The organism is Enterobacter sp. A8, from assembly GCF_004296595.1.
GTDB classification, from domain to species: Bacteria; Pseudomonadota; Gammaproteobacteria; order Enterobacterales; family Enterobacteriaceae; genus Enterobacter; species Enterobacter cloacae.
Map to the genome: position 1 here is coordinate 366,802 of NZ_SCMF01000004.1, position 19,663 is coordinate 386,464.

A 19,663-nucleotide genomic window follows, 5' to 3' on the forward strand; every position below is an offset into this window, starting at 1 on the left:
CGACGCATGAGAGCAGCGGCAAAAACGCTAAAACCAAAACGTCAGGAAGAACAGGCCAACTTTATCAGTTGGCGTTTTGCGTTGCTTTGCGGCTGCATTTTACTCGCGCTGGGCTTCCTGCTGGGACGCGTGGCGTGGCTACAAATCATCGCGCCTGACATGCTGGTGCGCCAGGGCGATATGCGCTCTCTGCGCGTACAGGAAGTCTCCACATCTCGCGGGATGATCACCGATCGTTCCGGTCGTCCGCTGGCGGTGAGCGTACCGGTGAAGGCGATCTGGGCCGATCCGAAAGAGCTGCACGATGCCGGTGGTATCACGCTCGACAACCGCTGGAAAGCGCTGTCTGACGCCCTGAAAATGCCGCTGGATCAGCTTGCCTCCCGCGTTAATGCCAACCCGAAAGGGCGCTTTATCTATCTGGCGCGTCAGGTTAACCCTGACATGGCCGATTACATCAGAAAACTGAAGCTCCCGGGTATCCATCTGCGAGAAGAGTCTCGCCGTTACTATCCTTCCGGCGAAGTAACCGCTCACCTCATTGGTTTTACAAACGTCGACAGCCAGGGGATTGAAGGGGTTGAAAAAAGCTTCGATAAGTGGCTTACCGGTCAGCCGGGTGAGCGAATCGTGCGTAAAGACCGCTATGGTCGCGTGATTGAAGATATCTCTTCCACAGACAGTCAGGCCGCGCATAACCTGGCGTTGAGCATTGATGAACGCCTGCAGGCGCTGGTGTATCGCGAGCTGAACAATGCCGTGGCCTTTAACAAGGCGGAGTCGGGCAGCGCCGTGCTGGTGGATGTCAACACTGGCGAAGTGCTGGCGATGGCCAACAGCCCGTCCTACAACCCGAACAACTTTACTGGTACCGCAAAAGATGCAATGCGTAACCGGGCCATTACCGACGTGTTCGAACCTGGCTCCACGGTGAAGCCGATGGTGGTGATGACGGCGCTGCAACGCGGCATCGTCAATGAGAACACGGTTCTGAACACGATCCCTTACCGAATCAATGGCCACGAGATTAAAGACGTGGCGCGCTACAGCGAATTGACCCTGACCGGGGTATTACAGAAGTCGAGTAACGTCGGTGTTTCAAAGCTGGCGTTAGCGATGCCGTCCTCAGCGTTAGTAGAGACTTACTCACGTTTTGGGCTAGGAAAGGCGACCAATTTGGGGTTGGTCGGAGAACGCAGTGGCTTATATCCTCAAAAACAACGGTGGTCTGACATAGAGAGGGCCACCTTCTCTTTCGGCTACGGGCTAATGGTAACCCCGTTACAGTTAGCGCGAGTCTACGCAACGATTGGCAGCTATGGCGTCTATCGCCCACTGTCGATTACCAAAGTTGATCCACCGGTTCCGGGCGAGCGTATCTTCCCGGAATCTATCGTTCGTACCGTTGTGCATATGATGGAAAGTGTGGCGCTACCTGGCGGTGGCGGCGTGAAGGCGGCGATCAAAGGCTATCGCATCGCCATTAAAACCGGTACGGCGAAAAAAGTGGGGCCAGATGGCCGCTACATCAACAAATACATTGCCTATACCGCAGGCGTTGCGCCTGCAAGCAATCCGCGTTTTGCGCTGGTGGTCGTCATTAACGATCCACAGGCGGGTAAATACTACGGCGGCGCCGTTTCAGCGCCTGTGTTCGGCGCCATCATGGGCGGCGTATTACGCACCATGAACGTTGAACCGGACGCGCTGGCAACGGGCGAAAAAAGTGAATTTGTAATTAATCAAGGCGAGGGTACAGGTGGCAGATCGTAATTTGCGCGACCTTCTCGCTCCGTGGGTGCCAAACGCACCTGAGCGAGCGCTACGGGAGATGGTACTGGACAGCCGTGTGGCTGCTTCCGGCGATCTTTTTGTGGCTGTAGTTGGTCATCAGGCGGACGGGCGTCGATATATCCCGCAGGCGATTGCGCAAGGTGTAGCTGCCATTATTGCTGAGGCTAAAGATGAGGCAACCGACGGTGAAATCCGTGAAATGCACGGTGTGCCGGTTATCTACCTTAGCCAGTTGAATGAGCGACTCTCCGCACTGGCGGGACGTTTTTATAACGAGCCTTCAGACCAGCTGCGTCTGGTGGGCGTGACGGGCACTAACGGTAAAACGACGACCACCCAATTGATGGCGCAATGGGCGCAACTGCTGGGAGAAACCGGCGCCGTAATGGGCACCGTGGGGAATGGGCTGCTGGGTAAAGTGAGCCCGACGGAAAACACCACCGGCTCCGCGGTTGACGTACAACATGTGATTGCCGGTCTGGCAGGGCAGGGTGCGACCTTTGCCGCGATGGAAGTCTCCTCTCATGGTCTGGTACAGCATCGTGTGGCGGCGTTGAAATTTGCCGCCTCCGTGTTCACGAACCTGAGTCGCGATCATCTTGATTATCATGGTGATATGGAGCATTACGAGGCCGCGAAATGGCTGCTCTTCTCCACGCATCACTATGGACAGGCCATTATCAACGCTGATGACGAAGTGGGGCGCCGCTGGCTTGCGAAGCTGCCGGATGCGGTTGCGGTGTCGATGGAAGACCATATCAATCCGAACTGCCATGGCCGCTGGCTGAAGGCGGTTGAGGTTAATTATCACGACAGCGGCGCGACGATTCGCTTTGCCTCTTCCTGGGGTGAAGGCGAAATTGAAAGCCGCCTGATGGGGGCGTTTAACGTCAGCAACCTCCTGCTGGCGCTGGCAACGCTGCTGGCGTTGGGCTATCCGATGGCCGAACTGCTCAACACCGCAGAGCGTCTGCAGCCCGTCTGTGGCCGTATGGAAGTGTTCAGTGCACCAGGTAAACCGACCGTTGTTGTCGATTATGCCCACACGCCGGATGCGCTGGAAAAAGCGCTTGAAGCGGCACGTCTGCACTGCGCCGGTAAGCTCTGGTGTGTGTTTGGCTGTGGGGGCGATCGCGACAAGGGCAAGCGTCCGTTGATGGGTGCCATCGCCGAACAGTTCGCGGATATTCCGGTTGTGACCGATGACAACCCGCGTACTGAAGAGCCGCGCGCCATTATCAACGATATCCTGGCCGGTATGCTGGACGCAGGACGTGCCCGCGTGGTGGAAGGCCGTGCGGAAGCCGTGACCAACGCCATCATGCAGGCGCAGGAGAACGATGTCGTGCTCCTGGCGGGTAAAGGCCATGAAGATTATCAGATTGTTGGCAATCGTCGTCTGGACTATTCGGACCGTGTAACGGCAGCGCGTCTGTTGGGAGTGGTGGCATGATCAGCTTAACGCTCGGCAAGGCGGCAACCCTCCTGCAGGGGACGCTGCATGGTCAGGATCTGACCATCGACGCCGTGACGACAGATACCCGCAAAGTGACCGCCGGGTGCCTGTTTGTGGCGCTGAAGGGCGAACGTTTTGACGCCCACGATTTTGCTGAACAGGCGAAAGAGAATGGTGCGGGTGCGCTGCTGGTGAACCGCAAACTCGATATCGATTTACCGCAGATTGTGGTGAAGGATACGCGCATTGCCTTCGGTGAGCTGGCAGCATGGGTTCGTCAGCAGGTGCCAGCTCGCGTTGTTGCTCTGACGGGGTCTTCGGGCAAAACGTCAGTAAAAGAGATGACGGCGGCGATCCTCAGTCAGTGCGGTAACACGCTTTACACCGCAGGCAATCTAAATAATGACATCGGCGTGCCGATGACATTGCTTCGCCTCACCAAAGAGCATGACTTTGCGGTGATTGAATTAGGGGCAAACCACCAGGGTGAAATTGCCTGGACGGTCAGCCTGACGCGTCCGGAGGCTGCGCTGGTGAACAACCTGGCCGCCGCGCATCTGGAAGGTTTCGGTTCACTTGAAGGCGTGGCGAAAGCCAAAGGTGAGATCTATACCGGCCTGCCGGATAACGGTATTGCCATTATGAATGCCGATAATAACGACTGGTTGAACTGGCAGAGCATCATCGGTTCACGTAAGACGTGGCGCTTCTCGCCTAATGCGGCAGACAGTGATTTTACCGCGACCCAGATCCATGTGACTTCGCATGGCACGGAATTCACGCTCAATACCCCAACGGGAGGCATTGAGGTTCTGCTGCCGCTGCCGGGTCGCCATAACATCGCCAATGCGCTTGCTGCCGCGGCGCTGTCGATGGCCGTCGGCGCAACACATGACGCGATCAAAACTGGCCTTGCGAATTTAAAAGCCGTACCGGGACGTCTGTTCCCAGTCCAGTTTGCAGAAAACAAACTGCTGCTGGATGACTCCTACAACGCGAACGTCGGTTCGATGACGGCAGCCGTACAGGTGTTGTCCGAAATGCCAGGCTATCGCGTGATGGTGGTTGGCGATATGGCCGAGTTGGGCGATGAGAGCGAAGCCTGTCATATCCAGGTGGGTGAAGCCGCGAAAGCGGCCGGGCTGGATTGCGTACTGAGCGCAGGAAAACTGAGCCAGGCGATTAGCCATGCCAGCGGTGTTGGCGAACATTTTGCCGATAAAGCCGCACTGATTGAACGTCTGAAGACGTTGATTGCTGAAAAACAAATTGTGACTGTGTTAGTGAAAGGTTCACGTAGTGCCGCCATGGAAGAGGTAGTGCACGCATTACAGGAGAACGGGACATGTTAGTTTGGCTGGCCGAACATTTGGTCAAATATTACTCAGGCTTTAACGTCTTTTCCTATCTGACGTTTCGCGCCATCGTCAGCCTGTTGACTGCGCTGTTCATCTCGTTGTGGATGGGCCCGCGCATGATTGCCCGTCTGCAAAAACTCTCTTTCGGCCAGGTTGTGCGTAACGATGGTCCGGAATCGCACTTCAGCAAGCGCGGTACGCCAACCATGGGCGGGATTATGATCCTGACCGCGATCGTGGTTTCCGTGCTGCTGTGGGCCTATCCATCCAACCCGTACGTTTGGTGTGTGCTGACTGTGCTGGTGGGCTACGGAATCATTGGATTTGTTGATGATTACCGCAAAGTGGTACGTAAAGATACGAAAGGTCTGATCGCCCGCTGGAAATATTTCTGGATGTCGGTAATTGCGCTGGGCGTGGCCTTCGCGCTGTATCTGGCCGGAAAAGACACTCCCGCTACCGAGCTGGTGGTGCCGTTCTTTAAAGACGTCATGCCGCAACTGGGGCTGTTCTACATTCTGCTGGCGTACTTCGTGATTGTGGGCACCGGTAACGCGGTGAACCTGACCGATGGTCTGGATGGCCTGGCCATTATGCCAACGGTGTTCGTGGCCGCAGGTTTCGCGCTGGTGGCGTGGGCGACCGGCAACATGAACTTTGCCAACTATCTGCACATTCCTTATCTGCGTCACGCAGGCGAGCTGGTGATCGTCTGTACGGCCATTGTCGGGGCGGGGCTGGGCTTCCTGTGGTTCAATACCTATCCGGCCCAGGTCTTTATGGGTGACGTCGGTTCACTGGCTCTGGGCGGCGCGCTGGGTATTATTGCCGTGCTGCTGCGCCAGGAGTTCCTGCTGGTCATCATGGGTGGGGTATTCGTGGTTGAGACCCTGTCGGTGATCCTGCAGGTCGGTTCCTTTAAGCTGCGCGGTCAGCGCATCTTCCGTATGGCACCGATTCACCATCACTATGAACTGAAAGGCTGGCCAGAGCCGCGCGTCATCGTGCGCTTCTGGATTATTTCGCTGATGCTGGTGCTGATTGGCCTGGCAACGCTGAAGGTACGTTAATCATGGCAGATTACCAGGGCAAAAAAGTCGTTATCATCGGGTTGGGCCTTACTGGCCTGTCCTGCGTGGACTTTTTCCTTGCGCGCGGCGTGACGCCGCGGGTGATGGATACGCGTGTTTCTCCGCCGGGTCTGGACAAACTGCCGGAACAGGTTGAACGCCACCTTGGTGGTCTGAATGATGACTGGCTGCTGGCAGCCGATCTGATTGTCGCCAGCCCCGGTATGGCGCTGGCGCACCCTTCACTGAGCGCCGCAGCCGATGCGGGCGTTGAGATTGTCGGTGATATCGAGCTGTTCTGCCGCGAAGCGCAGGCGCCTGTTATCGCCATTACCGGCTCTAACGGAAAAAGCACCGTCACTACCCTGGTGGGTGAGATGGCGAAAGCGGCGGGCAAAAATGTCGGCGTTGGCGGCAACATTGGTTTGCCCGCGCTGATGCTGCTGGACAAAGGCTGCGAGCTGTACGTGCTGGAACTCTCCAGCTTCCAGCTGGAAACCACCTCCAGCCTGCATGCTGCCGCGGCCACAATCCTGAACGTGACCGAAGATCATATGGACAGGTATCCGTTTGGTCTACAGCAGTATCGCGCAGCCAAACTGCGTATATATGAAAATGCCAAAGTCTGCGTCGTTAACGCCGATGATGCCCTGACCATGCCGGTACGCGGTGCCGATGACCGCTGCATCAGCTTTGGTATCACCATGGGTGATTATCATCTGAACCGTCAGCTGGGTGAAACCTGGCTGCGGGTGAAAGGTGAGAAGGTGTTGAACGTGAAGGAGATGAAGCTTTCCGGTCAGCATAACTACACCAATGCGCTGGCGGCGCTAGCGCTGGCGGATGCCGTCGGTTTGCCACGCTCCTCCAGCCTGCAGGCGCTGACCACCTTTACCGGACTGGCGCACCGTTTCCAGCTGGCGCTGGAGCATAACGGCGTACGCTGGATCAATGATTCCAAAGCCACCAACGTAGGCAGTACAGAGGCCGCGCTGAATGGTTTGCAGGTGGAAGGTACTCTGCATCTGCTGCTGGGTGGCGACGGTAAATCCGCCGATTTCACCTCCCTGAAGCAGTATCTTTCTGGCGATAACATCCGTCTCTACTGCTTTGGTCGTGATGGCAGGGAACTGGCGGAACTGCGTCCTGAGATCGCCGAGCAGACCGAAACCATGGAACAGGCAATGCGCCTGATTGCTCCTCGCGTGAAGCCGGGCGATATGGTGCTGCTCTCTCCGGCATGCGCCAGCCTCGATCAATTCAAGAATTTCGAACAGCGTGGTGATCTCTTTACCCGCCTGGCGAAGGAGTTAGGCTGATGCGTTTATCTCTCCCTCGCCTGAAAATGCCGCGCTTCCCAGGATTTGGTGTCCTGGTGTGGTTGTTTGCGGCACTGAAAGGCTGGGTGATGGGCTCTCGTCAGAAAGATAACGACAGCCTGATCATGTACGATCGCACGCTCTTCTGGCTCACCCTGGGGCTGGCGGCGGTCGGCTTTATTATGGTGACGTCAGCATCAATGCCCGTCGGGCAGCGACTGGCGAACGATCCTTTCCTGTTTGCCAAGCGAGATGGTCTGTACATCATCCTGGCGTTCTGTCTTGCGCTGATAACCTTACGTCTGCCAATGGCGTTCTGGCAGCGACACAGTACCGCGATGCTGATCGCCTCGATCATCATGCTGCTGATCGTGCTGGTGGTGGGGAGTTCCGTAAACGGGGCATCGCGCTGGATCGCCTTTGGTCCGCTGCGTATTCAGCCTGCAGAATTTACCAAACTGTCCCTGTTCTGCTACCTGGCGAACTACCTGGTGCGCAAAGTAGATGAAGTGCGTAACAACCTTCGCGGCTTCCTGAAACCGATGGGCGTGATTCTGGTGCTGGCGGTCTTACTGCTGGCGCAGCCTGACCTCGGTACCGTGGTGGTACTGTTTGTGACGACGCTGGCGATGCTGTTCCTGGCGGGGGCGAAACTGTGGCAGTTCATCGCCATTATCGGGATGGGTATTTCAGCGGTTGTCCTGCTGATCCTTGCTGAACCATACCGTATCCGCCGTGTGACCTCGTTCTGGAACCCGTGGGAAGACCCGTTTGGCAGTGGCTATCAGCTGACGCAGTCACTCATGGCGTTTGGCCGCGGTGAAGTCTGGGGACAAGGCCTGGGCAACTCGGTTCAGAAACTGGAGTATTTACCCGAAGCGCATACTGACTTCATCTTCTCCATTATTGCAGAAGAACTGGGTTATATCGGTGTGGTATTAGCGCTATTAATGGTATTCTTCGTCGCTTTCCGCGCCATGTCGATTGGGCGGAAAGCGCTGGAGATCGATCACCGCTTCTCAGGTTTCTTAGCCTGTTCAATTGGTATCTGGTTTAGCTTCCAGGCATTGGTTAACGTCGGGGCCGCAGCGGGTATGCTGCCGACCAAGGGCCTGACGTTGCCGTTGATCAGTTATGGTGGTTCCAGTCTGTTGATCATGTCGACGGCCATCATGATGTTGTTACGTATAGATTATGAAACGCGTCTGGAAAAAGCCCAGGCGTTTACACGAGGTTCACGATGAATCAACCGAAGCGGTTAATGGTGATGGCAGGCGGTACCGGTGGACATGTGTTCCCGGGGCTGGCGGTTGCGCACCATTTAATGGATCAGGGCTGGCAGGTACGCTGGCTGGGAACCGCAGACCGCATGGAGGCCGACCTGGTACCGAAGCACGGTATTGAGATCGACTTTATTCGTATTTCTGGCCTTCGTGGCAAAGGCATTAAGGCCCAGTTTCTGGCGCCGGTGCGCATTTTCAACGCATGGCGTCAGGCGCGCAGCATCATGAAGCGCTTTCAGCCGGATGTGGTGCTGGGCATGGGCGGTTATGTTTCCGGTCCGGGCGGACTTGCCGCGTGGTCGTTGGGCATTCCCGTTGTATTGCATGAGCAGAATGGTATTGCAGGACTGACCAACAAGTGGCTGGCGAAAATCGCCACCAAAGTGATGCAGGCATTTCCTGGTGCGTTCCCGAAAGCGGACGTCGTCGGGAACCCGGTGCGTGTGGATGTGCTGGCGCTGCCGTTGCCGGATACCCGCATGGCTGGCCGTGAAGGCCCTGTTCGCGTGCTGGTCGTCGGCGGATCGCAGGGCGCACGCATCCTGAACCAGACGATGCCGCAGGTTGCCGCAAAGCTGGGTGATGCCGTGACCATCTGGCATCAAAGCGGAAAAGGCGCTCAGCAGACCGTTGAGCAGGCTTATGCGGCAGAAGGTCAGCCGCAGCACAAAGTGACGGAATTTATCGACGATATGGCGGCAGCGTACGCCTGGGCCGATGTCGTGGTCTGTCGCTCCGGTGCATTAACGGTGAGTGAAATTGCCGCCGCGGGTTTACCGGCTCTGTTTGTGCCGTTCCAGCACAAAGATCGTCAGCAGTACTGGAATGCGCTGCCGCTTGAAAAAGCCGGTGCCGCGAAAATATTCGAGCAGCCACAATTTACCGCCGATGCGGTCGCCACCACCCTGGCGGGCTGGAACCGGGAAACATTAATGGAGATGGCGCAACGTGCACGTGCGGCGGCCATTCCTGATGCAACGGAGCGGGTGGCAAAAGAAGTGAGTCTGGCAGCCCAGGCTTAACCCTCGCAGCGCGTGTTGCGCTGCACGAATTTTTTAAGTAGTCGATGGCGTTTAGAGAATGAATACACAACAACTGGCAAAACTGCGTTCAATCGTGCCCGAGATGCGTCGCGTCCGGCACATTCACTTTGTTGGCATCGGTGGTGCTGGCATGGGCGGTATTGCCGAAGTGTTAGCTAACGAAGGCTATCAGATCAGCGGGTCTGACCTGGCGCCAAACCCTGTCACGCAGCAACTGGCGTCGCTTGGGGCGACTATCTATTTCAACCATCGCCCGGAAAACGTGCGCGATGCGAGTGTGGTGGTGGTATCCAGCGCCATCTCCTCTGATAACCCGGAAATTGTGGCCGCGCATGAAGCGCGTATTCCGGTGATCCGCCGCGCGGAAATGCTGGCAGAGCTGATGCGTTTTCGTCACGGGATTGCGATTGCCGGGACGCACGGTAAAACCACGACCACGGCGATGGTTTCCAGTATTTATGCCGAAGCGGGTCTCGACCCGACGTTCGTCAACGGCGGTCTGGTAAAAGCAGCAGGTGTGCATGCGCGTCTGGGCCACAGCCGTTATCTGATTGCGGAAGCGGATGAGAGCGATGCGTCGTTCCTGCATCTGCAGCCGATGGTGGCGATTGTCACTAACATCGAAGCTGACCACATGGATACCTACCAGGGCGACTTCGAGAACTTAAAGCAGACCTTTATCAACTTCCTGCATAACCTGCCGTTCTATGGACGCGCGGTAATGTGTGTGGACGATCCGGTCATTCGCGAGTTGCTGCCGCGGGTTGGTCGTCAGATCACCACCTATGGCTTCAGCGAAGACGCGGATGTTCGCGTGGAAGAGTACAAACAAATTGGTGCGCAGGGGCATTTCACCCTGGCGCGTCAGGACAAAGAGCTGCTGCACGTGACGCTGAACGCACCAGGCCGTCATAACGCCCTGAACGCAGCCGCGGCGGTGGCCGTCGCAACAGAAGAAGGCATTGATGACGATGCGATCCTGCGTGCTCTGGAAAGCTTCCAGGGAACCGGGCGTCGTTTCGACTTCCTTGGCGAATTCCCGCTGGATGCGGTAAACGGTAAACCGGGTACTGCCATGCTGGTAGACGACTATGGCCACCATCCAACCGAAGTGGACGCGACCATTAAGGCCGCACGTGCGGGATGGCCAGAGAAGAACCTGGTGATGATCTTCCAGCCACACCGTTTTACGCGTACGCGCGATCTGTATGACGATTTCGCCAGCGTGCTGTCCCAGGTGGACACATTGCTGATGCTGGATGTTTATTCTGCAGGTGAAACGCCGATCCCAGGCGCGGACAGCCGTTCTCTGTGTCGAACCATTCGCGGACGCGGTAAAGTAGACCCTATTTTGGTTTCGGATCCTGCTCAGGTCGCCGAAATTCTGGCGCCGGTACTGACAGGTAACGATTTGATTCTGATTCAGGGCGCGGGAAATATCGGCAAAATCGCCCGTACCTTAGCTGAAATCAAACTGAAGCCGCAAACTCAGGAGGATGAGCATCATGGCTGATAAGATTGCTGTCCTGTCTGGCGGCACCTCCGCCGAGCGCGAGGTTTCCCTGAATTCAGGCGCTGCGGTACTGGCGGGCCTGCGTGAGGCTGGCGTTAATGCACATCTGGTCGATCCGAAAGAGGTCGATGTAACGCAGCTGAAAGCAATGGGCTTCGATAAAGTCTTTATTGCTCTGCACGGTCGTGGGGGAGAAGACGGTACCCTGCAAGGGTTGCTGGATCTCATCGGTATGCCCTACACCGGCAGCGGCGTGATGGCCTCCGCCATCTCAATGGATAAACTGCGCAGTAAGCTGCTGTGGCAGGGAGCGGGTTTGCCGGTTGCGCCGTGGGTTGCGTTGACGCGCCGCGAATTTGAAATGGGCCTTCAGGATAGCGTTAATGCACGCATTGCTGAGCTGGGCTTACCGGTTATTGTAAAGCCCAGCCGTGAAGGGTCGAGCGTTGGGATGTCCAAAGTTGATAAAGCTGACGATTTATCGTCAGCTTTAGCGCTGGCATTTCAACACGATGAAGAAGTTCTGATTGAAAAATGGCTCAGCGGACCGGAATTTACCGTGGCGATGCTTGGTGAAGAAATTTTACCGTCGATTCGCATCCAACCTGCTGGCGTCTTCTATGATTATGAGGCGAAGTATCTCTCTGACGAGACGCAATATTTCTGCCCAGCAGGTCTTGAAGCAGAACGTGAAGCGGATTTACAGTCCCTGGTGCTTAAAGCCTGGCATATTCTTGGTTGCAGTGGCTGGGGACGCATTGATGTGATGCTCGACAGTGATGGGCAATTTTATTTGCTGGAAGCGAATACTTCTCCAGGCATGACCAGCCACAGCCTTGTGCCGATGGCCGCGCGTCAGGCGGGGATGAGCTTCTCGCAGTTAGTCGTACGTATTCTGGACCAGGCGGGCTGATATGTCTCAGGCTGCATTGAACACGCGCAACCGCGATGACGAGGAAGAATATTCTTCTTCACGCCGGAGTAATGGAACGCGTCTTGCAGGGATTATTTTCCTGCTCGGGGTGCTGTGCACCGTGTTTATCAGCGGCTGGATGGTACTGGGCTGGATGGAAGATGCGCAGCGGTTGCCGCTGTCGAAGTTGGTGGTCACCGGTGAACGCCACTACACGCGTAACGATGATATTCGCCAGTCGATTCTGGCACTGGGGTCGCCTGGCACCTTTATGACGCAGGATGTCAACATTATCCAGAGTCAGATTGAACGTCTGCCCTGGATAAAACAGGCGAGTGTAAGAAAGCAATGGCCTGATGAATTGAAGATTCATCTGGTTGAATATGTGCCCATTGCGCGTTGGAATGATCAGCACATGGTTGACGTAGACGGAAATTCCTTCAGCGTCCCGGCCGATCGTGTCAACAAGCAAAATTTACCGATGTTGTATGGTCCTGAAGGCAGCGAAAACGAAGTGTTACAGGGTTTTCGCGAGATGGGGCAAGTGCTGGCGAAGGACAGGTTTACGTTAAAAGAAGCTGCGATGACGGCGCGCCGTTCGTGGCAGCTCACCTTAACGAATGGCATTAAGCTCAACCTTGGCCGCGGCGACACGATGAAGCGTCTGGCGCGTTTTGTAGAACTTTACCCGGTTTTACAGCAGCAGGCACAGACTGACGGCAAACGGATAAGCTACGTTGATTTGCGCTATGACTCAGGCGCAGCAGTCGGTTGGGTACCGGCTCCGGTCGAGGAACCTAATCAGCAACAGAATCAGGCACAGGTACAGGCAGAACAACAATGATCAAGGCGACGGACAGAAAACTGGTAGTTGGACTGGAGATTGGCACCGCGAAGGTTGCCGCTTTAGTAGGGGAAGTTCTGCCCGACGGTATGGTCAATATCATTGGCGTGGGCAGCTGCCCGTCCCGTGGTATGGATAAAGGTGGGGTAAACGATCTTGAGTCGGTGGTGAAATGCGTACAGCGCGCCATCGATCAGGCTGAATTAATGGCAGATTGCCAGATTTCCTCTGTCTATCTGGCCCTCTCTGGTAAGCATATCAGCTGCCAGAACGAAATCGGCATGGTGCCCATTTCTGAAGAAGAAGTGACGCAGGAAGACGTTGAAAACGTAGTGCATACGGCGAAGTCCGTGCGCGTGCGCGATGAGCATCGCGTGCTGCACGTGATCCCGCAGGAATATGCGATCGACTACCAGGAAGGGATCAAGAACCCGGTTGGTCTGTCTGGCGTGCGTATGCAGGCAAAAGTGCACCTGATCACATGTCACAACGATATGGCGAAGAACATCGTAAAAGCCGTTGAACGTTGTGGCCTGAAAGTTGACCAACTTATTTTCGCCGGTCTGGCGGCAAGCTATTCCGTGCTGACCGAAGATGAACGTGAACTGGGCGTCTGTGTGGTCGATATTGGTGGTGGTACAATGGATATGGCCGTGTATACCGGCGGTGCCCTGCGCCACACCAAAGTGATCCCTTACGCGGGGAACGTGGTGACCAGCGATATTGCCTACGCGTTTGGTACGCCGCCAAGCGATGCAGAAGCGATTAAAGTGCGCCACGGTTGTGCGCTGGGGTCTATCGTTGGCAAAGATGAGAGCGTTGAAGTGCCAAGCGTGGGCGGCCGTCCGCCGCGTAGCCTGCAGCGCCAGACGTTGGCAGAGGTGATTGAGCCGCGCTATACCGAGCTGCTCAACCTGGTCAACGAAGAGATTTTGCAATTACAGGAACAGCTTCGCCAGCAGGGCGTAAAACATCATCTTGCGGCGGGGATTGTATTAACCGGCGGTGCAGCGCAAATTGAAGGTCTTGCGGCCTGTGCGCAGCGTGTGTTCCATACGCAGGTGCGTATTGGCGCACCGCTGAATATTACCGGTTTAACGGATTATGCCCAGGAGCCTTACTATTCAACGGCTGTGGGCCTGCTCCACTACGGGAAAGAATCCCATCTCAGTGGTGAAGCAGAAGTGGAAAAACGCGTCTCAGTGGGGTCGTGGGTCAAACGACTGAACAACTGGCTGCGAAAAGAGTTTTAATTTTTTTAAGAGACCGGAGAGAATTAACGGTCTCGGGCGACAGGCACAACGGAGAGAGAAATTATGTTTGAACCTATGGAACTGACCAACGACGCGGTGATTAAAGTCATCGGCGTCGGTGGCGGCGGCGGTAACGCCGTAGAGCATATGGTGCGCGAGCGCATTGAAGGTGTTGAATTCTTTGCGGTTAACACTGATGCACAGGCACTGCGTAAGACGGCAGTCGGCCAGACTATCCAGATCGGTGGTGGCATCACTAAAGGTCTGGGCGCAGGAGCTAACCCGGAAGTAGGTCGCAATGCGGCTGAAGAAGATCGTGAAGCGTTACGCGCTGCACTGGAAGGTGCGGACATGGTCTTCATCGCAGCAGGTATGGGTGGCGGTACAGGTACCGGCGCAGCACCTGTTGTGGCTGAAGTGGCTAAAGATTTAGGTATCCTGACCGTTGCTGTCGTGACCAAGCCTTTCAATTTTGAAGGCAAGAAACGTATGGCCTTCGCGGAGCAGGGTATCACCGAGCTGTCCAAGCATGTGGACTCGCTGATAACCATCCCGAACGACAAACTGCTGAAAGTGCTGGGTCGTGGTATCTCTCTGCTGGATGCCTTTGGCGCAGCAAACGACGTGCTGAAAGGCGCGGTTCAGGGTATCGCTGAACTGATTACCCGTCCTGGCCTGATGAACGTTGACTTTGCTGACGTTCGCACCGTGATGTCCGAAATGGGCTACGCGATGATGGGCTCCGGCGTGGCGAGCGGTGAAGACCGTGCGGAAGAAGCAGCAGAAATGGCTATCTCTTCTCCGCTGCTGGAAGATATCGATCTGTCGGGTGCGCGTGGCGTGCTGGTCAACATCACCGCTGGCTTCGACCTGCGTCTGGATGAGTTCGAAACCGTGGGTAACACCATCCGTGCGTTCGCCTCTGACAACGCGACCGTGGTAATCGGTACCTCCCTTGACCCGGAAATGAACGACGAGCTGCGTGTAACGGTTGTTGCTACCGGTATCGGTATGGACAAGCGCCCTGAAATCACTCTGGTGACGAACAAGCAGACTCAGCAACCGGTAATGGATCGTTACCAGCAGCACGGTATGTCTCCTCTGACTCAGGAGCAAAAACCGGCCGCGAAAGTGGTTAATGACCCAACGCCGCAAACGGCGAAAGAGCCAGATTATCTGGATATCCCGGCGTTCCTGCGTAAGCAAGCTGACTAAGAATTGGCTGGAATTTGGGGATTTCCGCTCTTTGTGCTAAACTGGCCCACCGTTAGTGATATACACTCTCGGTTGGATAGTTAATTTGGCGAGATTATACGATGATCAAACAAAGGACACTTAAACGTATCGTTCAGGCGACGGGTGTCGGTTTACATACCGGCAAGAAAGTCACCCTGACGTTACGCCCTGCGCCGGCCAATACCGGGGTCATCTATCGTCGCACCGACTTGAATCCACCGGTAGATTTTCCGGCCGATGCCAAATCTGTGCGTGATACTATGCTCTGTACTTGTCTGGTGAACGAGCATGACGTGCGGATTTCTACCGTAGAGCACCTGAACGCCGCCCTGGCGGGTCTGGGTATCGACAACATTATTGTTGAAGTCGATGCGCCAGAAATTCCGATCATGGATGGTAGTGCTGCTCCGTTCGTTTATCTGTTGCTGGATGCAGGTATCGAAGAACTGAACTGCGCGAAGAAATTTGTTCGCATCAAAGAGACCGTTCGCGTCGAAGATGGCGACAAGTGGGCTGAATTCAAACCGTACAATGGTTTCTCGTTGGACTTCACCATCGATTTTAACCATCCGGCGATTGATGCCAGTACCCAGCGCTATGCGATGAACTTCTCTGCTGATGCGTTTATGCGCCAGATCAGCCGTGCTCGTACTTTCGGCTTCATGCGTGATATCGAATATCTGCAGTCCCGCGGCCTGTGCCTGGGCGGCAGCTTCGATTGTGCCATCGTTGTTGACGATTATCGCGTACTGAACGAAGACGGTCTGCGTTTCGAAGATGAATTCGTTCGCCACAAAATGCTTGATGCAATTGGCGACCTGTTCATGTGTGGTCACAACATTATTGGTGCATTTACCGCGTTCAAATCCGGTCATGCGCTGAATAACAAACTCTTGCAAGCCGTCCTGGCAAAACAGGAAGCCTGGGAGTATGTGACCTTCGAAGACGAAGCTGAACTGCCGCTGGCCTTCAAAGCCCCTGGCCTGGTTCTGGCGTAACGGTTCAAGCCGTTTCGTAAAAAATCGACTGGTTAACCTGGTACTCTCTCCGACCAGGGAAACCAGTCGTTTTTATTTTTACCTTTCTTCATTTTGCCCCAGCTTCCCCTTTCGCTTAGCAGGCGTAGAAAATCTGTGCGTTAGCTGCATTCTTGACCGTTTTTCCCCGCTGCAGTACGTCATTCCTGCTGCTGTGTATTGGCTTTAGTGGTAATATCTGGGCGCTTAAAAGAATAACTGAACTCAGCCTGTGTAAGACGGGCTTATGTGGTGGAGCAAGTGAGCGGAATTCTGACGCGCTGGCGACAATTTGGCAGACGTTACTTCTGGCCGCATCTCTTATTAGGGATGGTCGCGGCGAGTTTCGGCTTGCCTGCGCTCAGCAACAGCGCCGAAGCTGCCACACCGGCAAAGACGTCAACCACCAAACACGATCTCACCGCGCGCGTTAACTTCACCAATCTTGCGTGGCTTGAAGCCAGCCGCCGTCCTAACTTTTCGGTAGATTACTGGCAGCAGCACGCCATCCGCACGGTTATTCGCCATCTGTCATTTGCAATGGCGCCACAGGCCATACCGGTTGCTGAAGAGACGCTGCCGGTTCAGGCGCAACACCTTGCGCTGCTGGATACGCTCAACGCGCTGTTGACGCAGGACAGCCAGCCAGCTGTTAGCGTTCCGCAGACAGCGCAATCCATCGTTGTTTCACCCGCCACATTCTCTGTCTCGACGTGGATAAGCCAGGTTCATGGCATCCGCGCCGGGCCTCAGCGCCTCAGTTAAATTAACCGTTTTCAATACCTTAATTTATCTGCCCGTTATGGGGCGTTTGAGAATTTATTATGCTAATCAAATTATTAACCAAAGTTTTTGGTAGTCGTAACGATCGTACCCTGCGCCGTATGCGCAAAGCTGTCGCTGTCATCAACGGTATGGAACCGGCGATGGAGAAGCTGTCTGATGACGAGCTGAAAGCGAAAACCGCAGAATTCCGCGCACGCCTGGAAAAAGGCGAAACCTTAGAAAGCCTGATCCCGGAAGCCTTCGCGGTTGTGCGTGAAGCGAGTAAACGTGTATTCGGCATGCGTCACTTCGACGTGCAGCTGCTGGGCGGTATGGTGCTTAACGAGCGCTGCATCGCGGAAATGCGTACCGGTGAAGGTAAAACCCTGACCGCGACGCTGCCTGCCTACCTGAACGCACTGACCGGCAAAGGCGTGCACGTCGTGACCGTCAACGACTATCTGGCACAGCGTGACGCCGAAAATAACCGTCCATTGTTCGAATTCCTGGGGATGACCGTCGGCATCAACATGTCCGGTCTCCCTGCGCCAGCCAAGCGCGAAGCGTATGACGCTGATATCACTTACGGTACCAACAACGAATACGGCTTCGACTACCTGCGTGACAACATGGCGTTCAGTCCTGAAGAACGTGTGCAGCGTAAATTGCACTATGCGCTGGTGGATGAGGTGGACTCCATTCTGATCGATGAAGCGCGTACCCCGCTGATCATCTCCGGTCCGGCCGAAGACAGCTCTGATATGTACCGTAAAGTCGACAAAATCATTCCACACCTGCTGCGTCAGGAGAAAGAAGACTCCGATACCTTCCAGGGTGAAGGCCACTTCTCCGTTGATGAAAAAGCGCGCCAGGTGAACCTGACTGAACGTGGTCTGGTTAAAATTGAAGAGCTGTTAGTGGCTGAAGGCATCATGGAAGAGGGCGAGTCTCTTTACTCCCCGAGCAACATCATGCTGATGCACCACGTGACTGCCGCACTGCGCGCCCATGCGCTGTTCACTCGCGATGTCGACTACATCGTCAAAGACGGCGAAGTCATCATCGTTGATGAGCACACCGGCCGTACCATGCAGGGTCGTCGCTGGTCTGACGGTCTGCACCAGGCCGTTGAAGCCAAAGAAGGCGTGGATATTCAAAACGAAAACCAGACGCTGGCGTCTATTACCTTCCAGAACTACTTCCGTCTGTACGAGAAGCTGGCAGGGATGACCGGTACAGCAGATACCGAAGCGTTTGAATTCAGCTCCATCTACAAACTGGATACCGTTGTCGTTCCAACCAACCGTCCAATGATCCGTAAGGACATGCCGGACCTGGTATACATGACCGAAGCGGAAAAAATTCAGGCAATCATCGAAGATATTCGTGAGCGTACTGCTAAAGGCCAGCCGGTTCTGGTGGGGACCATCTCCATCGAGAAATCCGAAGTGGTGTCTAATGAGCTGACTAAAGCGGGTATCAAGCACAACGTACTGAACGCCAAATTCCACGCCAAAGAAGCAGATATCGTTGCGCAGGCGGGTTATCCGGCGGCCGTGACCATCGCCACCAACATGGCGGGTCGTGGTACCGATATTATGCTGGGCGGTAGCTGGCAGGCCGAAGTGGCTGAGCTGGAAAACCCAACGCCGGAACAGATTGCGCAGATCAAAGCCGACTGGCAGGTGCGTCATGACGCGGTTCTGGCATCTGGTGGTCTGCACATCATTGGTACCGAGCGTCACGAATCACGTCGTATCGATAACCAGCTGCGTGGTCGTGCAGGTCGTCAGGGGGATGCCGGTTCTTCCCGCTTCTACCTGTCGATGGAAGATGCGCTGATGCGTATCTTCGCCTCTGACCGTGTTTCCGGCATGATGCGTAAGCTGGGGATGAAACCAGGTGAAGCCATTGAGCACCCATGGGTGACCAAAGCGATTGCCAACGCGCAGCGTAAAGTGGAAAGCCGCAACTTCGATATTCGTAAGCAGCTGCTGGAATATGACGACGTCGCCAACGATCAGCGTCGTGCTATCTATACCCAGCGTAACGAACTGCTGGACGTATCCGACGTGAGCGAAACCATCAACAGCATTCGTGAAGATGTGTTCAAAGCGACTATCGATGCGCACATTCCGCCTCAGTCTCTGGAAGAGATGTGGGATATCGAAGGCCTTCAGGAGCGCCTGAAAAACGACTTCGACCTCGACCTGCCAATCAAAGAGTGGCTGGATAAAGAGCCAGAGCTGCACGAAGAGACCCTGCGCGAACGTATCTACGAAACCGCGCTGGAAGTATACAAGCGTAAGGAAGAGGTTGTTGGCGCTGAGATGATGCGTCACTTCGAAAAAGGGGTGATGCTGCAGACGCTGGACTCACTGTGGAAAGAGCACCTGGCGGCGATGGACTACCTGCGTCAGGGGATCCACCTGCGTGGCTATGCACAGAAAGATCCTAAGCAGGAGTACAAGCGCGAATCCTTCTCGATGTTTGCCTCCATGCTGGAGTCGCTGAAATATGAAGTTATCAGCACCCTGAGCAAAGTGCAGGTGCGTATGCCGGAAGAAGTGGAAGCGATGGAGCAACAGCGTCGTGAGGAAGCCGAGCGTCTGGCACAGATGCAGCAGCTTAGCCACCAGACTGACGATAGCGAAGCCGCTGCGGCGATCGCCGCGCAAACTGGTGATCGCAAAGTGGGGCGTAACGATCCGTGCCCATGCGGTTCCGGTAAAAAATATAAGGCGTGCCACGGCCGTCTGAGCTAAGTTCATAAAAAACGAAAAGGCGCAGAAATCTGCGC

Annotated in this window: 15 protein-coding genes; all 15 read left to right on the forward strand. The window is 55.4% G+C overall.

Annotation, left to right across the window (positions count from 1 at the left end; translation table 11 throughout):
- Window positions 1–6: 6 nt before the first annotated feature.
- Window positions 7–1,773 carry a peptidoglycan glycosyltransferase FtsI gene (locus EQV24_RS17410; RefSeq protein WP_130626881.1) on the forward strand — a complete coding sequence of 589 codons (1,767 nt, stop codon included), beginning with the start codon at window positions 7–9 and terminating at the stop codon, window positions 1,771–1,773.
- Window positions 1,760–3,247, forward strand: a complete 1,488-nt coding sequence (gene murE / locus EQV24_RS17415; protein WP_013095570.1) for a UDP-N-acetylmuramoyl-L-alanyl-D-glutamate--2,6-diaminopimelate ligase — start codon at window positions 1,760–1,762, stop codon at window positions 3,245–3,247. Before EQV24_RS17410 ends, murE begins: the two co-directional genes overlap by 14 nt.
- Entirely contained in the window at window positions 3,244–4,602 is a 1,359-nt protein-coding gene (murF, locus tag EQV24_RS17420) for a UDP-N-acetylmuramoyl-tripeptide--D-alanyl-D-alanine ligase (RefSeq protein ID WP_130626882.1), read from the forward strand. Before murE ends, murF begins: the two co-directional genes overlap by 4 nt.
- Window positions 4,596–5,678, forward strand: coding sequence for a phospho-N-acetylmuramoyl-pentapeptide-transferase (gene mraY, locus EQV24_RS17425; RefSeq protein ID WP_008501985.1), 1,083 nt, complete (start codon window positions 4,596–4,598; stop codon window positions 5,676–5,678). The genes murF and mraY overlap by 7 nt, the downstream gene beginning before the upstream one ends.
- A 2-nt stretch (window positions 5,679–5,680) precedes the next feature.
- Complete coding sequence (murD, locus tag EQV24_RS17430) at window positions 5,681–6,997, forward strand: UDP-N-acetylmuramoyl-L-alanine--D-glutamate ligase (RefSeq protein WP_023620010.1); 1,317 nt, start codon at window positions 5,681–5,683, stop codon at window positions 6,995–6,997.
- Window positions 6,997–8,241, forward strand: coding sequence for a cell division protein FtsW (gene ftsW, locus EQV24_RS17435; RefSeq protein WP_013095573.1), 1,245 nt, complete (start codon window positions 6,997–6,999; stop codon window positions 8,239–8,241). Before murD ends, ftsW begins: the two co-directional genes overlap by 1 nt.
- Window positions 8,238–9,302, forward strand: coding sequence for an undecaprenyldiphospho-muramoylpentapeptide beta-N-acetylglucosaminyltransferase (murG, locus tag EQV24_RS17440; RefSeq protein WP_130626883.1), 1,065 nt, complete (start codon window positions 8,238–8,240; stop codon window positions 9,300–9,302). Before ftsW ends, murG begins: the two co-directional genes overlap by 4 nt.
- Window positions 9,303–9,360: 58 nt before the next feature.
- Window positions 9,361–10,836 carry a UDP-N-acetylmuramate--L-alanine ligase gene (murC, locus tag EQV24_RS17445; RefSeq protein WP_013095575.1) on the forward strand — a complete coding sequence of 492 codons (1,476 nt, stop codon included), beginning with the start codon at window positions 9,361–9,363 and terminating at the stop codon, window positions 10,834–10,836.
- Window positions 10,829–11,749 carry a D-alanine--D-alanine ligase gene (locus tag EQV24_RS17450; RefSeq protein ID WP_038981206.1) on the forward strand — a complete coding sequence of 307 codons (921 nt, stop codon included), beginning with the start codon at window positions 10,829–10,831 and terminating at the stop codon, window positions 11,747–11,749. Before murC ends, EQV24_RS17450 begins: the two co-directional genes overlap by 8 nt.
- 1 nt (window position 11,750) lies before the next feature.
- On the forward strand, window positions 11,751–12,593 hold the full coding sequence (gene ftsQ, locus EQV24_RS17455) for a cell division protein FtsQ (RefSeq protein ID WP_013095577.1): 843 nt from the start codon (window positions 11,751–11,753) through the stop codon (window positions 12,591–12,593).
- Complete coding sequence (ftsA, locus tag EQV24_RS17460) at window positions 12,590–13,846, forward strand: cell division protein FtsA (RefSeq protein WP_006173845.1); 1,257 nt, start codon at window positions 12,590–12,592, stop codon at window positions 13,844–13,846. Before ftsQ ends, ftsA begins: the two co-directional genes overlap by 4 nt.
- A 63-nt stretch (window positions 13,847–13,909) precedes the next feature.
- Entirely contained in the window at window positions 13,910–15,061 is a 1,152-nt protein-coding gene (ftsZ, locus tag EQV24_RS17465) for a cell division protein FtsZ (protein ID WP_008501978.1), read from the forward strand.
- Window positions 15,062–15,162: 101 nt separating this feature from the next.
- Entirely contained in the window at window positions 15,163–16,080 is a 918-nt protein-coding gene (lpxC, locus tag EQV24_RS17470) for a UDP-3-O-acyl-N-acetylglucosamine deacetylase (protein ID WP_013095578.1), read from the forward strand.
- A gap of 279 nt (window positions 16,081–16,359) precedes the next feature.
- Window positions 16,360–16,863, forward strand: a complete 504-nt coding sequence (gene secM / locus EQV24_RS17475; protein WP_013095579.1) for a secA translation cis-regulator SecM — start codon at window positions 16,360–16,362, stop codon at window positions 16,861–16,863.
- Window positions 16,864–16,922: 59 nt separating this feature from the next.
- Window positions 16,923–19,628, forward strand: a complete 2,706-nt coding sequence (gene secA / locus EQV24_RS17480) for a preprotein translocase subunit SecA (protein WP_130626884.1) — start codon at window positions 16,923–16,925, stop codon at window positions 19,626–19,628.
- The last annotated feature ends 35 nt before the right edge of the window (window positions 19,629–19,663 follow it).